The following is a 14,977-nucleotide window of genomic DNA, read 5'->3' as shown; positions in this document are numbered from 1 at the left end:
TGGAGCGGAAGACGGGATTCGAACCCGCGACCCCGACCTTGGCAAGGTCGTATTCTACCACTGAACTACTTCCGCATACATATAAATGGTACGGGTGAAGGGACTTGAACCCCCACGTCAAAGACACTAGATCCTAAATCTAGCGCGTCTACCAATTCCGCCACACCCGCATAAAAAAATGGTGTGTCATGCAGGATTCGAACCTGCGACCCTCTGATTAAAAGTCAGATGCTCTACCAACTGAGCTAATGACACGAATAGTATTAAGTTAAAAAATAAAATGGGGCGACTGATGGGAATTGAACCCACGAATGCCGGAATCACAATCCGGTGCGTTAACCACTTCGCCACAACCGCCATATTAAGATGGTGCCGGCAACAGGAGTCGAACCCGCGACCTACTGATTACAAGTCAGTTGCTCTACCAGCTGAGCTACACCGGCAGGTGTAAATGGTGGCTTTGGACGGAATCGAACCGCCGACACGAGGATTTTCAGTCCTCTGCTCTACCGACTGAGCTACAAAGCCATAATTAAAAATTCGGTAAATAAAAATGGCGGTCCTGACGGGATTCGAACCCGCGATCTCCTGCGTGACAGGCAGGCATGTTAACCGCTACACCACAGGACCGTGGTAACTTGACGACTTCTATAATAATATATCAATCCGTCAAAATTGTCAAATACTTTATTAAAAAAGTATGCCTGGCAACGTCCTATCCTCACAGGGGGAAGCCCCCAACTACTTTCGGCGTTCAAGTGCTTAACTTCCGTGTTCGGCATGGGAACGGGTGTGACCACTTGGCTATCGTCACCAGACGACGGGCTCGCGCCCTCAAAACTGAAGTCATCAACAAGATCATCTGCTAGAACAAAGCCTCGACCGATTAGTATCACTCAGCTCCGCATGTCGCCATGCTTCCACCCGTGACCTATCTACCTCATCGTCTCTGAGGGGTCTTTCTTGATTACTCAAAGGGAAATCTCATCTTGGAGGGGGCTTCATGCTTAGATGCTTTCAGCATTTATCCCGTCCGCACGTAGCTACCCAGCGATGCTCCTGGCGGAACAACTGGTACACCAGCGGTGCGTCCATCCCGGTCCTCTCGTACTAAGGACAGCTCTCCTCAAATTTCCTGCGCCCACGACGGATAGGGACCGAACTGTCTCACGACGTTCTGAACCCAGCTCGCGTACCGCTTTAATGGGCGAACAGCCCAACCCTTGGGACCTACTCCAGCCCCAGGATGCGATGAGCCGACATCGAGGTGCCAAACCTCCCCGTCGATGTGGACTCTTGGGGGAGATCAGCCTGTTATCCCCAGGGTAGCTTTTATCCGTTGAGCGATGGCCCTTCCATGCGGAACCACCGGATCACTAAGCCCGACTTTCGTCCCTGCTCGACTTGTAGGTCTCGCAGTCAAGCTCCCTTCTGCCTTTGCGCTCTACGAATGATTTCCAACCATTCTGAGGGAACCTTTGGGCGCCTCCGTTACTGTTTAGGAGGCGACCGCCCCAGTCAAACTACCCGCCTGACACGGTCCTCCAGCCGGATGACGGCTGCGAGTTAGAGACTCTATGCATGAAGGGCGGTATCCCAAGGGTGACTCCTCCGAAGCTGGCGCTCCGGTCTCGACGTCTCCCGCCTATCCTGTACATCATGCACAAAGCCTCAATATCAGGCTGTAGTAAAGCTCCATGGGGTCTTTCCGTCCTGTCGCGGGTAACCTGCATCTTCACAGGTACTATGATTTCACCGGGTCTCTCGTTGAGACAGTGCCCAAATCGTTACGCCTTTCGTGCGGGTCGGAACTTACCCGACAAGGAATTTCGCTACCTTAGGACCGTTATAGTTACGGCCGCCGTTTACTGGGGCTTCGGTTCAAAGCTTCGCTTGCGCTAACCCATCCCCTTAACCTTCCAGCACCGGGCAGGCGTCAGCCCCTATACGTCATCTTGCGATTTAGCAGAGACCTGTGTTTTTGCTAAACAGTCGTTTGGGCCTATTCACTGCGGCTCTACTCAATGTAGAGCGTCCCTTCTCCCGAAGTTACGGGACCATTTTGCCGAGTTCCTTAACGAGAGTTATCCCGCGCGTCTTAGAATTCTCATCCCGCCTACCTGTGTCGGTTTACGGTACTGGCACCTTCCACCTCACTAGAGGCTTTTCTTGGCAGTGTGAAATCGTGACCTTCGTCCCTACGGGACTCCGCATCGTTCCTCGACTTTGATGCCTGACGGATTTGCCAATCAGACGGTCTCGAAACTTACACATGCACTTCCATCCGCATGCGTCACTATCCTCCTGCGTCCCCCCATTGTTCAAACGGTGGATCGGTGGTACAGGAATATCAACCTGTTATCCATCGCCTACGCCTTTCGGCCTCGGCTTAGGTCCAGACTAACCCTGAGCGGACGAGCCTTCCTCAGGAAACCTTGGGCTTTCGACGGAGGGGATTCTCACCCCTCTTTTCGCTACTCACACCGGCATTCTCACTTCCAAACGCTCCACTGCTCCTTACGGTACAGCTTCACAGCGGTTTGGAACGCTCCCCTACCATTCCTTACGGAATCCGCAGCTTCGGTGGTATGTTTAGCCCCGTTACATTTTCGGCGCGGCGCCACTCGACTAGTGAGCTATTACGCACTCTTTGAATGGTGGCTGCTTCTAAGCCAACATCCTAGCTGTCTAGGCAGCGCCACATCCTTTTCCACTTAACATACACTTTGGGACCTTAGCTGGCGGTCTGGGCTGTTTCCCTCTTGACTACGGATCTTATCACTCGCAGTCTGACTCCCGAGTATAAGTTGCCGGCATTCGGAGTTTAACTGAATTCGGTAACCCTGTGGGGGCCCCTAGTCCAATCAGTGCTCTACCTCCGGAACTCTCAACCTCGAGGCTAGCCCTAAAGCTATTTCGGGGAGAACCAGCTATCTCCAGGTTCGATTGGCATTTCACCGCTACCCACACCTCATCCCCGCACTTTTCAACGTGCGTGGGTTCGGACCTCCAGTCAGTGTTACCTGACCTTCATCCTGGACATGGGTAGATCACCTGGTTTCGGGTCTACGACAACGCACTATGGCGCCCTATTCAGACTCGCTTTCGCTACGGCTCCGCCTCATCAGCTTAACCTCGCGCGCTATCGTAACTCGCCGGTTCATTCTACAAAAGGCACGCCATCACCCATTAACGGGCTCTGACTACTTGTAGGCATACGGTTTCAGGATCTATTTCACTCCCCTTCCGGGGTGCTTTTCACCTTTCCCTCACGGTACTGGTTCACTATCGGTCACTAGGGAGTATTTAGCCTTGGGAGATGGTCCTCCCGGATTCCGACGGGGTTTCACGTGTCCCGCCGTACTCAGGATCCACTCTGGAGGGAAAACAGTTTCAGCTACAGGGCTGTCACCTTCTTCGGCCGACCTTTCCAGGTCGTTCACCTACTGTCTTCCTTTTTGACTCCGTATAGAGTGTCCTACAACCCCGGAGAGCATGCTCTCCGGTTTGGGCTGTTCCCGTTTCGCTCGCCGCTACTCAGGGAATCGCATTTGCTTTCTCTTCCTCCGGGTACTTAGATGTTTCAGTTCCCCGGGTCTGCCTCACGCTACACTATGTATTCATGTAACATGTCCCATCCCATTACGGATGGTGGGTTCCCCCATTCGGAAATCCTCGGATCAAAGCATACTTACTGCTCCCCGAAGCATATCGCTGTTCGTCGCGTCCTTCATCGGCTCCTAGTGCCAAGGCATCCACCGTACGCCCTTCATACCTTGATCTAGCATTTTGGTATTCTAAGAACACACGTCTAATGACATGGTTATAAAAAATTTGATGTCTTGTTGATGTCTTCAGTTTTCAAGGTGCGAGTGTCTCTTATCGAGACTGAGAGACGAGCTCTCAAAACTGAACGATGGGCATGTCCCTTACGGGACGTTTTCCTTAGAAAGGAGGTGATCCAGCCGCACCTTCCGATACGGCTACCTTGTTACGACTTCACCCCAATCATCTACCCCACCTTCGACGGCTGGCTCCTTGCGGTTACCTCACCGGCTTCGGGTGTTGCAAACTCTCGTGGTGTGACGGGCGGTGTGTACAAGACCCGGGAACGTATTCACCGCAGTATGCTGACCTGCGATTACTAGCGATTCCGACTTCATGCAGGCGAGTTGCAGCCTGCAATCCGAACTGGGAACGGCTTTCTGGGATTGGCTCCACCTCGCGGTCTCGCTGCCCTTTGTACCGTCCATTGTAGCACGTGTGTAGCCCAACTCATAAGGGGCATGATGATTTGACGTCATCCCCACCTTCCTCCGGTTTGTCACCGGCAGTCTCCCTAGAGTGCCCAACTAAATGCTGGCAACTAAGGATAGGGGTTGCGCTCGTTGCGGGACTTAACCCAACATCTCACGACACGAGCTGACGACAACCATGCACCACCTGTCACCCTTGTCCCCGAAGGGAAAACTTGATCTCTCAAGCGGTCAAGGGGATGTCAAGAGTTGGTAAGGTTCTTCGCGTTGCTTCGAATTAAACCACATGCTCCACCGCTTGTGCGGGTCCCCGTCAATTCCTTTGAGTTTCAGCCTTGCGGCCGTACTCCCCAGGCGGAGTGCTTAATGCGTTAGCTTCAGCACTGAGGGGCGGAAACCCCCCAACACCTAGCACTCATCGTTTACGGCGTGGACTACCAGGGTATCTAATCCTGTTTGCTCCCCACGCTTTCGCGCCTCAGCGTCAGTTACAGACCAAAGAGTCGCCTTCGCCACTGGTGTTCCTCCACATCTCTACGCATTTCACCGCTACACATGGAATTCCACTCTTCTCTTCTGTACTCAAGCCTTCCAGTTTCCAATGACCCTCCCCGGTTGAGCCGGGGGCTTTCACATCAGACTTAAAAGGCCGCCTGCGCGCGCTTTACGCCCAATAATTCCGGACAACGCTTGCCACCTACGTATTACCGCGGCTGCTGGCACGTAGTTAGCCGTGGCTTTCTCGTAAGGTACCGTCATAGCATGAGCATTACCTCTCACGCCTATTCTTCCCTTACAACAGAGTTTTACGATCCGAAAACCTTCATCACTCACGCGGCGTTGCTCCATCAGACTTTCGTCCATTGTGGAAGATTCCCTACTGCTGCCTCCCGTAGGAGTCTGGGCCGTGTCTCAGTCCCAGTGTGGCCGATCACCCTCTCAGGTCGGCTATGCATCGTCGCCTTGGTGGGCCATTACCCCACCAACTAGCTAATGCACCGCAAGGCCATCTCAAGGTGACGCCGAAGCGCCTTTCATCATCAGACCATGCGGTCTGAAGAACTATCCGGTATTAGCTCCGATTTCTCGGAGTTATCCCAATCCTTGAGGCAGGTTCCTTACGTGTTACTCACCCGTCCGCCGCTCATTCCCCTCACTTCCCTCCGAAGAGTTCCGTGAGCTTCCTGCGCTCGACTTGCATGTATTAGGCACGCCGCCAGCGTTCGTCCTGAGCCAGGATCAAACTCTCCATAAAGTGTTTGACTTGCTCGTTGTTGTGACCGAAGTCACGTTGACGAAGCTTGCGCTTCATTCATTGTTTGTATCCGAAGATACGTTTTTTGCCTCATCGTTCAGTTTTCAAAGTTCGTCCGCGCCTGTTTTGGCGACTCAATTAGAATACCAAGTCTGAAACAATAAGTCAACAACTTTTCAAAAGAAGTTTTTTTCTTGTTTCCCGCAGTGCGCTCGTCCTCTTAAGGACAAGAATTAATATACCACGATAGTTACATCTTGACAACTCTTTTACTAAAATAATTTCAAAAAGAATAAAAAGAGGCGATCGCCTAGAAATAAAGGCGATCGCCTCTTCGGTTTCTTTATGATCGTAAAGTCGTTAATGAGACACGTCTTTTTTTCGCTTCTCTGATATAGAAGTAATATAGAGATTCAGCCAGTTTCATTTGAGCTTCGAGCTCACCATGATCATCATAACTGATTTCAAGCAAATGACGTTTCATAAGATAGTTCTCTTTTGCTTGAGACAGTTCCCGAAGAAAACGTTCATCATATTCGTTTCGGATTTTTTTTCGAAACCAGCTCATAACTCCCGTCTTCCCTCCATAGCACGAGACAACGTGACTTCGTCCGCATACTCTAGATCGCCACCAACAGGAAGACCATGTGCAATCCGAGTGACGCGAATGCCCGTTGGTTTCAATAATCGAGAAAGATACATCGCAGTCGCTTCCCCTTCGATATTCGGGTTCGTCGCCAATATGATCTCTGTAATCTCTTCGTCCGCTTGGAGACGTGTCAATAAGCTCGACACATTGATGTCTTCCGGTCCGATTCCTTCCATTGGACTGATTGCTCCATGTAGGACATGATACAACCCTTGATAATCACGCATTTTTTCCATTGCGATGACATCACGTGAATCTTGAACGACACAAACAATTGTCCGATTACGGTGTTTGTCGGAACAGACGTAACAGGGATCTTTATCTGTGATGTTTCCACAGATACTACAATAAGAAATATCTCGTTTCGCACTCACCAGTGCTTTTCCGAACATCAACACATCGTCTTCTTCCATATCTAAGACATGGAAGGCAAGACGAACAGCCGTTTTCGGACCAATCCCTGGTAACTTCGTGAAACTTTCAATCAAACGGCTGATTGCTTCAGGATATTGCAATTCATTTCCCCCTACAGTTTAAAACATTCCCGGCATGTTCATCCCTTGTGTAAATTTACCCATCTTACTTGAAACGAGTTCATCCACTTTCTTCAAGGCATCGTTCGTCGCAGCAAGAACCAAGTCCTGAATCATTTCAACATCATCTGGATCCACGACTTCTTCTTTGATGATGACATCGATGATATTTTTGTGTCCGTCAGCTACGACTGAGACCATTTCGCCTCCAGCTGTTCCCGTAACCGTCAAATCCTTTAACTCTTCTTGAGCTTTCGCCATATCTTTTTGCATCTTTTGCATTTGTTTCATCATGTTGTTCATGTTTCCCATACCGCGCATAATTGTTCCTCCTCAAGTAAGATTAGTCTTCAAATTCTACGATATCACCAAATCGTCCGAGCGTCTCGGACAACAGCCGATCTTCTTCCGATTCGACGGCTACTTCTTTCTCTTCTATATTACTACTATTTCGTTTCGCAACAAACTCTGCTTTTAGTTCTTTCCAGTCATTATCGAGAATCGCAAGAATTTGACGTTTGACGCCACAGACTTCAAACAAGGCTTCTTCGATGACGAAACGTGTCCGCTCATTCGTCATGACCTGTTCAAAATGCCACCCTTTACCGTTATCGAATTCAATCAACAACGTATCCCCTGAACATAAAACCGGTTTACTTTCGTGGACTAAGGAATAGATCGGTCCGTCCTGCTTCAAGATTAATTTCAAAATGGCATCCCAACGTTCCTGAATTTCAAGAAGCTGCGCCTTTTCCGCTCGGCTCAACATTTGTCTGATCCGTTCCTTGGCAATCCGGACAGTCGGTCGTGCCTGCTTTCGTTTGACCGGTTGAGCAGGTGTATTTTCAGCAGCAGGTACACCCGATACTTTCAATTGATGCATCTGTTCTTTTAGTTCCCGGACTTCTTGTTGTAAGGTCTGAACGATTTGTCCTGTCGTTCGCCCCTGTTCAGCAATCTGAATGAAGGCAATTTCAACTAGAACACGTGGATGGTTCGTTAAACGCATCTGTTGCTGACAATCATGCAGCTGTTCGATGATGTGGAAACACGTTTCCGTCTCAATCGTCTCGACAAATGTTTTAAATGCTTCCGTCGGACGGGCTCGCTCTAGGAGGTCAACTGCCGTCGGTGACGTTTTGAGTAACAGCGTATCCCGGTAGAAGAATACCAAATCTTCCACAAATCGTTTTAAATCTTTCCCGGCCCGTTGCATTTTTTCAAGTATTTGTAGAAGTTGATCGACTTGATGTGCCTGTAAGGCGTTTGCGACAGCAAGCAATGCCTCGTCCTCCACTGCGCCCGTCACTTCGAGTACAGCCGCATCCGTTAGATCACCATTCGAAAAAGCGACGGCTTGATCCAGTAAACTTAACGCATCCCGCATCCCACCATCCGCGGCCCTAGCAATTAAGCGTAACGCCGTTTCGGTATAACCAATCGTTTGATCCGATAAGATGTACTGCATCCGTTCCATCAATTGATCAACTTCATGACGCTTGACGTCAAAACGTTGACAGCGCGAAATGATCGTCGCCGGTATCTTATGCGGTTCTGTCGTCGCCAAGATGAAGATCGCATGGGCAGGCGGCTCTTCTAACGTCTTTAGTAAAGCGTTAAAAGCACCGGTCGATAACATATGCACTTCATCGATGATGTACACTTTGTAGGCTGCTTCGGACGGTGGATATTTGACCTTGTCCCGGATCTCTCGAATCTCATCGACACCGTTATTCGATGCCGCGTCAATCTCAAAGACGTCCGGACTTGAACCTTCCGTAATCGCTCGACACGTCGGGCACTCGTTACATGGTTCATTTACAGGTGCTTGTTCACAGTTGATTGCCTTGGCAATGATTTTTGCCAGGCTCGTTTTCCCCGTCCCACGTGGTCCGGAAAACAGATAGGCATGCGACATCCGTTGTTCCATCAAGGCGTTTTGAATCGTCCGGGTGATATGAGCTTGTCCCACGACTTCATCAAAACGTTGCGGCCGGTACACACGATATAATGCTTGATAGGCCAAATTTGCGCCTCCTTTTTTTATGATCCTGACTCTATTCTACCTAAAAAAGTCTACAACCGGAACCGGCTGTAGACTTGTTATCTAAAATTAAACTGCCGCGCACCATATTCTGAAATAGGTTCAACATGCGTTACTCACGCAGCCTGCTCAGTCCAAGCACTCCCGCGGCACACAGAGAGCACCACTTAAGGCTGCTTCCTTCCGGACCTGACCTGGTTCATGGGTATCTGTTGCGCAGGACTCAGACGTCAACGCTACTTACGTAAGGCAGACCACACCAATCCTATCCCTCGATATGGAATTCAGTCTCGCTATAGCGGATTGCGAGTGACAGGGAACCGCTACATCCCCACCTAGCACGGCAAATGGTTTATCGTATTTTAGTGGCACTTGTTTCGAGTGCTTTTTCATTATACTGTTTCATTCGTTGCGTTGCAACCCATTGCCCGTTTCTGTTGTTTCTTTTTCGCCCGGAGCTCCCGGAAAAACGAGGTCAGCATCTCACCACACTCCTGTTCAAGGATACCACCGGTCAACTGTGAGACATGGTTGAATCGATCATCCTGCACAAGATTCATCAATGTTCCACAGCATCCTCCTTTAGGATCGACCGCACCAAAGATGACATGTTCAATCCGCGACAGCATGATAGCTCCGGCACACATCGGACATGGTTCGAGTGTTACGTAAAGCTCACACCCTTCCAGACGCCAGTTGGCGAGCTTCTCGCATGCTGCTTCAATCGCCAATAATTCTGCATGAGCCGTCGCTTGATGATTCGTTTCACGGTGGTTGTAACCGGAAGCAATGACCTCGTCTCCTTTGACGATGACGCAACCAATCGGAACTTCACCGATTGCTTCCGCTTTTTTTGCCTCCTGCATTGCAAGACGCATATAGTATTCATGCCGTTCCATCTTCACACTTCCTATCTTTACAAAAATTCTCTCCTTGAAACTTCGGCAGGTGCCGCTTCTTTGTGCTAAAATATAAATTGCACTTTGCTGAACGGAGGGTAATTGAATATGTTCATAACGGTTGAAGGACCAATTGGTGTTGGCAAAACTTCACTTGCAAACGCCATCAGTCACCATTTCTCATTTTCTATGTTACGCGAAATCGTCGAAGAAAATCCCTTTCTTGGAAAGTTCTATGAAGACATCGAAGAATGGAGTTTCCAAACGGAAATGTTCTTCTTGTGTAATCGCTTTAAGCAACTCGATGACATCGACCGTCACTATCTTAGCAAGCAACGCTCTGTCGTCGCTGATTATCATATCTTTAAAAATCTCATTTTTGCCCATCGTTCTCTAAAAGTCGAACATATTGATAAATACGAACAAATTTATTCAATCCTGACGACGGATATGCCAAAACCGGATGCCGTCATCTATCTAGATGCGAGCATCGATACGTTGATGAAACGTGTTGCGTTGCGAGGGCGTGAGATTGAAGAAAACATGTCACGTGCCTATCTCGAACAACTCGCAGCTGACTACGAAACGTTCGTCACAGACTATCAGTTAAAACATCCAGAAGTAAAAGTCATTCGATTTAACGGAGATGAACTCGACTTCGTCAAACGTCCGGAAGATTTAGATTACGTCCTGACAAAGATCCGCAATGAATTATATGAAGGAGCGAACCACGCATGAACTCGAAGTTACGCGAAAAGTATAACATCCCGGCAGATGCCGTCATCACGATTGGTGGAATGGTCGGTATCGGTAAATCGACGATCACGAACGGTCTAGCAGACTCACTTGGTTTCCGGACATCTCTTGAAAAAGTCGATACAAACCCTTATCTCGATAAATTCTACCATGATTTCGAGCGGTGGAGCTTCCACTTGCAGATCTACTTCTTGGCAGAACGGTTTAAGGAACAAAAGAAAATCTTCCAATACGGTGGGGGTTTCATTCAAGACCGTTCGATTTACGAAGATACAGGCATTTTCGCGAAGATGCACTTCGAAAAAGGAACGATGTCACCAACAGACTATGAGACCTACTCAAGTCTGTTTGACGCGATGGTCATGACGCCGTTTTTCCCGCATCCGGATTTGTTGATTTATCTCGAAGGTTCATTCGAACAGGTCTTGGAGCGCATTCGTCTCCGTGGACGTGAGATGGAGCAACAGACACCAATCGAGTATTGGGAAGAGATGTATGAGCGGTATACAAACTGGATCAACAACTTTACGATCTGTCCTGTCCTCCGTTTGTCGATCGATGAGTACGATCTGTTAAACGAACCGGAATCAATTGAACGGATTTTATCAAAAATCGACAAGCAACTTGAAGTTGCACGGATTGCGAAGATCCGCTAATACAAAAGCCCGTTGACGAATCCGTCAACGGGCTTTTGTTGTCAAGCGGTGACTTGTTCAATTTGTGCTTGATGATGAAGGTCGTGTTGCATCATTGCCCCTAAAAAATCAAGAAGTGAAATCGTTTTGCCTTTCGACGTAAACGTATCCGTCAAACGGTCTTCCGGAATCAAGTCGACGGCAACACGCAAGCGATCGCGGCTGACTAAAAATTCATCAATCGTTAAAATCCGTTGCTGTTCCCGGCTCATTTTTGCCGCTTCTTCATTGACCGCCTGACTGTCCGGTGTCACCTCGAACGATTCATTCGCTAGTACATACGGTAAACGTTCCGCGACGATGAAGCGATCCCACGGTGATAAGTGTCCAACGATCTCAGCGACCGTCCATTTCCCTTCAGCGTAGGGTGTCCGCCATGTTTCTTCCAGTATGTGGTCAAGCTCACGAACGAAGTCAATCGTTTCTTGATAGTGGGTGAGTAAGGTTTGTTTTGTAATCGTCATGATAAGTTCTCCTTCTGCTATTTGAGATGTAGGAAAACATAGCACGCCCCTCTCCCTTGAAGCAACAAAAAAGCATCTCACAAAAAACGTGAGATGCTTATATATAAGCGGAGTCGGTGGGATTCGAACCCACGCGGGCCTTACGACCCCTAACGGATTTCGAGTCCGTCCCCTTCAGCCGGGCTTGGGTACGACTCCATATTAAATGTAATTTTAGGTAAAAAAAAAGAAATGGAAGAGGCGGTGGGATTCGAACCCACGCACGGCTTTCGCCGCCTGACGGTTTTCAAGACCGTTCTCTTAAACCACTTGAGTACGCCTCCAAGTTAAATGTAGTTTTCAGATAAAAAAAAATAAATGGAAGAGGCGGTGGGATTCGAACCCACGCACGGCTTTCGCCGCCTGACGGTTTTCAAGACCGTTCTCTTAAACCACTTGAGTACGCCTCCATACTTATAATCGAGCGTTGTGTTGCACAAGCGCCTTCCTGACATAAACTATGATAGCATCTTGGTTTTATTGTGTAAAGTCTTTTTCTAAAAAAACTTTTTTAAAAATTAGAAGGGGAAAATCTCCCCTCCCTGACTTATGCTTGAATGACTTCAAGTCCACCCATGTATGGACGAAGTACTTCTGGAATAACAACTGACCCATCCGCTTGCTGGTAATTCTCAAGGATTGCTGCGACTGTCCGACCAACGGCTAAGGCAGATCCGTTTAACGTATGAACGAATTCTGGTTTTCCGTTCGCTTCCCGGCGGAAACGAATTTGTGCCCGACGTGCCTGGAAATCTTCAAAGTTTGAACAAGAAGAAATTTCACGATAGACGCCTTGACTTGGCATCCACACTTCGATGTCATATTTCTTCGCTGCCGTGAAACCAAGATCCGCTGTACACATGCTGAGCACTTGATAAGGCAGTTTAAGTAATTTCAAGACGTCTTCTGCTTGCCCTGTCAATAACTCAAGCTGTTCGTATGATTCTTCTGGTTTGACGAAACGAACAAGTTCCACTTTATTGAATTGGTGTTGACGGATCAAGCCACGTGTATCACGACCGGCAGAACCTGCTTCAGAGCGGAAACATTGGCTGTATGCGGCATAACCAATCGGTAACTGGTCGGCTGACAAAATTTCTTCCCGGTGCATGTTCGTGACCGGTACTTCTGCTGTCGGAACGAGGAAGTAGTTCGTGTCTTCGACTTTGAACGCATCCTCTTCGAATTTCGGAAGTTGTCCGGTTCCTGTCATAGAATCCCGGTTGACCATGAGTGGCGGCAAGATTTCCGTATACCCATTTTTATCTTGATGGAGATCCATCATGAAGTTGATCAATGCGCGTTCGAGGCGAGCACCGGCTCCACGATAGAACACAAACCGGCTTCCCGTCACTTTCCCTGCCCGTTCGACGTCAACGATTTTCAATTGCTCCATCAAATCCCAATGGGGAACCGCTTCAAAATCAAAGGCTGGTTTTTCACCGACTTCCCGAATGACGACATTATCATCTTCCGAAGAACCAATCGGAACGCTGTCATGGGGAATGTTCGGAATACCTAGCAATAACAAGTTAAGTGTTGCTTCGACTTCGCGTAACTCGTCATCGAGCGCCTTGACTTCTTCCCCGACTTGACGCATCGCAGCGATGGCCTCATCTGCGTTTTCTTTGTTCCGTTTGAGTTCTGCGATTTTTTTCGTCGCCTCATTCCGTTCGGCTTTGAGGACTTCTGTTTTTGCAATCAGTTCCCGGCGCTTTTCATCGAGTGGGATAAAACGATTCATGTCCGTCAAATCTTCACCTCGGTGGGCGAGCTTTTCTTGAATCGCATCAAAATCCTGACGTAACCGTTTAATATCAATCATGTTTCTTCCTCCTTTTTTTCAATAAAAAAAGGCAATCCATCCCTCTCCGGTTCAAAAACCGAAGAGGGACGAATCACCTTGGATCCGCGTTGCCACCCTCATTGCTAGTTTCACTAGCCAACTCTAAAGACGCGATAACGGGCGTACCCGCACCTTGTTCGCAAGGTGTGTGATCCGGCTCGATTCGAAGTATCCTTCTGACTAGTTCGCACCATCCACTAGCTCTCTTAACAGAATAAACACCTTTACTTGGTCCGTTCATGACATCATGTATGAGATTAGCTTTACTTTACACTATCTCCTTTAAGATTGACAAGGGTTGGTTTATGAATCGCTTGGCTTATTTTTTCAGACCAAGCAGATATCGCACGGAATAACCGGGTCTGAAAACTCGCTAACTCGATTTTCTCAGCACTGTATAAAACGGTCTGCGGTACAGTAAAACCTGGTAGATACAATCCAGTATCTTCAACCTGAACCGTACCAATCGCTTCTCCCTGTTTGACTGGCGCATCTGTTTTCGAGAAATGAAAGACCGGTGGATGTTGTCCTGCCTGCTTTTTCGAAACCGTGACGTATAACGACGTTTCTGTCACGACATCATGGTTCAATCGTTCTGCCCCTTTGATTGGTAACACACGTTTGATGGATTCCCCTTTTCCGTAATACGTCAGCGGTTCAAAAGAGGAAAAACCGTAATCGAGTAATTTTTTTGTTTCTGTAAAACGAGCTTTGTCCGATGTCGTGCGCATCACGACCGACACCAGTGTCAAATTCCCTCGTGTCGCGACACTTGCAAAACAGTAACCGGCAAGATCCGTCGTCCCTGTTTTCATACCACGCATGCCCGTATAGGCATATGGTTGGCGTGCCAACATCTTATTCGAATTCTCGATTTTCGTCCCGTTGATTATCATCGTAGAACGTTTGGTGACATCCAGTACGTCAGGATATGCTTGAATGTAGCGGATGATCAAAAGTGCGATATCCATCGCCGTCATCAGATTCGCTCCGGGTAACGTCGCATCGACAGCGTCTAATCCGGAGGCATTGGCATACTCGGTATCTTTCATCCCGAGCGACCGGGCAGTCGCATTCATCTGTTCGACAAACTTCTTTTCCGTTCCGCTGACGACTTCTGCCAGCAAAACGGCGGCATCATTGGCCGATTTAATGAAGGCGGCGTCATAGAGTTCACGAATCGTATACGAGGTCTTTTTTACCGGAAGACGGGCAATCCCTTCCGTTTCTGCCAGTTTCAATACTCTGGCACTTGGTTTGACAGTCTGACTCCACGATAATTTTTTTTGTTCAATCTGTTGACGGACTAAATAAAGTGTCATCAACTTTGTCATTGAAGCCGGAGGTAACGACAAATCGGCTTCTTCCGCTAATAAAACCTTCCCTGTCACGGCGTCAACCATTATGTAGGATTCTGCCTTGATTGCCGGAGTATCGGCATAGCTTGTCACAGGAAACAAACTTGTCGTCAGTAGCAGGGCACTCAAGAAGAGTGTGAAAAAACGTTTCATCGGTCCTCTCCTTCAACTGATGTTATGTCT

Annotated in this window: 10 protein-coding genes, 10 tRNA genes, 3 rRNA genes, 1 other RNA gene and 1 other annotated feature; of the genes, 2 read left to right on the top strand and 22 right to left on the bottom strand. The window is 48.4% G+C overall.

Features of this window, described 5'->3' with window-relative positions:
- The 16 genes from P404_RS0108230 to tadA form a co-directional block, all read right to left on the bottom strand.
- Positions 1–75, bottom strand: a tRNA-Gly gene (locus P404_RS0108230).
- A gap of 11 nt (positions 76–86) precedes the next feature.
- A tRNA-Leu gene (locus P404_RS0108225) sits at positions 87–170 on the bottom strand.
- A 9-nt stretch (positions 171–179) separates the two neighbouring features.
- Positions 180–255: transfer RNA gene (locus tag P404_RS0108220), tRNA-Lys, on the bottom strand.
- 26 nt (positions 256–281) lie between these two features.
- Positions 282–357, bottom strand: a tRNA-His gene (locus P404_RS0108215).
- A 10-nt stretch (positions 358–367) separates the two neighbouring features.
- Positions 368–443: transfer RNA gene (locus tag P404_RS0108210), tRNA-Thr, on the bottom strand.
- Between the two features lie 9 nt (positions 444–452).
- Positions 453–528: transfer RNA gene (locus P404_RS0108205), tRNA-Phe, on the bottom strand.
- Between the two features lie 26 nt (positions 529–554).
- Positions 555–630, bottom strand: a tRNA-Asp gene (locus P404_RS0108200).
- A 72-nt stretch (positions 631–702) separates the two neighbouring features.
- Positions 703–818 (bottom strand): 5S ribosomal RNA (gene rrf, locus P404_RS0108195).
- A gap of 48 nt (positions 819–866) precedes the next feature.
- A 23S ribosomal RNA gene (locus P404_RS0108190) occupies positions 867–3,782 on the bottom strand.
- Positions 3,783–3,949: 167 nt separating this feature from the next.
- Positions 3,950–5,511 (bottom strand): 16S ribosomal RNA (locus P404_RS0108185).
- Together the 16S, 23S and 5S rRNA genes with 7 tRNA genes alongside form the textbook arrangement of a ribosomal RNA operon.
- 343 nt (positions 5,512–5,854) lie before the next feature.
- The gene (locus P404_RS0108175; protein ID WP_014969078.1) at positions 5,855–6,079 is read right to left on the bottom strand and encodes a YaaL family protein; all 225 of its coding nucleotides are present in this window, start codon (positions 6,077–6,079) and stop codon (positions 5,855–5,857) included.
- Positions 6,076–6,675: a recombination mediator RecR gene (gene recR / locus P404_RS0108170; RefSeq protein ID WP_026830499.1), complete on the bottom strand. Its 600-nt coding sequence runs from the start codon at positions 6,673–6,675 to the stop codon at positions 6,076–6,078. Before recR ends, P404_RS0108175 begins: the two co-directional genes overlap by 4 nt.
- 18 nt (positions 6,676–6,693) lie before the next feature.
- Complete coding sequence (locus P404_RS0108165) at positions 6,694–7,014, bottom strand: YbaB/EbfC family nucleoid-associated protein (RefSeq protein ID WP_012368932.1); 321 nt, start codon at positions 7,012–7,014, stop codon at positions 6,694–6,696.
- Between the two features lie 22 nt (positions 7,015–7,036).
- Positions 7,037–8,719, bottom strand: coding sequence for a DNA polymerase III subunit gamma/tau (gene dnaX / locus P404_RS0108160; RefSeq protein ID WP_026830498.1), 1,683 nt, complete (start codon positions 8,717–8,719; stop codon positions 7,037–7,039).
- Between the two features lie 95 nt (positions 8,720–8,814).
- An RNA gene (gene ffs / locus P404_RS18220) (signal recognition particle sRNA large type) lies at positions 8,815–9,081 on the bottom strand.
- Between the two features lie 48 nt (positions 9,082–9,129).
- A complete protein-coding gene (gene tadA / locus P404_RS0108155; RefSeq protein ID WP_026830497.1) occupies positions 9,130–9,636 on the bottom strand; it encodes a tRNA adenosine(34) deaminase TadA in 507 nt (168 codons plus the stop codon).
- A gap of 108 nt (positions 9,637–9,744) precedes the next feature.
- Between tadA and P404_RS0108150 the strand changes: the two genes are divergently transcribed.
- Positions 9,745–10,374 (top strand): deoxynucleoside kinase, encoded by a 630-nt coding sequence (locus P404_RS0108150; RefSeq protein WP_014969074.1) that lies wholly within the window; start codon positions 9,745–9,747, stop codon positions 10,372–10,374.
- Entirely contained in the window at positions 10,371–11,048 is a 678-nt protein-coding gene (locus P404_RS0108145) for a deoxynucleoside kinase (protein ID WP_014969073.1), read from the top strand. The genes P404_RS0108150 and P404_RS0108145 overlap by 4 nt, the downstream gene beginning before the upstream one ends.
- Positions 11,049–11,089: 41 nt before the next feature.
- On the opposite strand, the gene P404_RS0108140 is transcribed toward P404_RS0108145, so the two are convergent.
- From P404_RS0108140 to P404_RS0108115, 6 genes are all read right to left on the bottom strand, one after another.
- Positions 11,090–11,551, bottom strand: a complete 462-nt coding sequence (locus tag P404_RS0108140) for a DinB family protein (RefSeq protein ID WP_026830496.1) — start codon at positions 11,549–11,551, stop codon at positions 11,090–11,092.
- Between the two features lie 108 nt (positions 11,552–11,659).
- Positions 11,660–11,749 (bottom strand) — tRNA-Ser (locus P404_RS0108135).
- A gap of 34 nt (positions 11,750–11,783) precedes the next feature.
- Positions 11,784–11,874, bottom strand: a tRNA-Ser gene (locus tag P404_RS0108130).
- 35 nt (positions 11,875–11,909) lie between these two features.
- Positions 11,910–12,000, bottom strand: a tRNA-Ser gene (locus P404_RS0108125).
- A 137-nt stretch (positions 12,001–12,137) separates the two neighbouring features.
- A complete protein-coding gene (gene serS / locus P404_RS0108120; RefSeq protein ID WP_014969071.1) occupies positions 12,138–13,415 on the bottom strand; it encodes a serine--tRNA ligase in 1,278 nt (425 codons plus the stop codon).
- Between the two features lie 61 nt (positions 13,416–13,476).
- Positions 13,477–13,686, bottom strand: a binding site (T-box leader).
- Positions 13,687–13,699: 13 nt separating this feature from the next.
- Entirely contained in the window at positions 13,700–14,947 is a 1,248-nt protein-coding gene (locus tag P404_RS0108115; protein ID WP_026830495.1) for a D-alanyl-D-alanine carboxypeptidase family protein, read from the bottom strand.
- Between the last annotated feature and the right edge of the window lie 30 nt (positions 14,948–14,977).

The sequence above is a fragment of the Exiguobacterium antarcticum DSM 14480 genome, assembly GCF_000685865.1.
GTDB lineage: Bacteria > Bacillota > Bacilli > Exiguobacteriales > Exiguobacteriaceae > Exiguobacterium_A > Exiguobacterium_A antarcticum.
The sequence above is the reverse complement of the archived record's forward strand: the minus strand, read 5'-3'. Positions and strand labels throughout refer to the sequence as shown.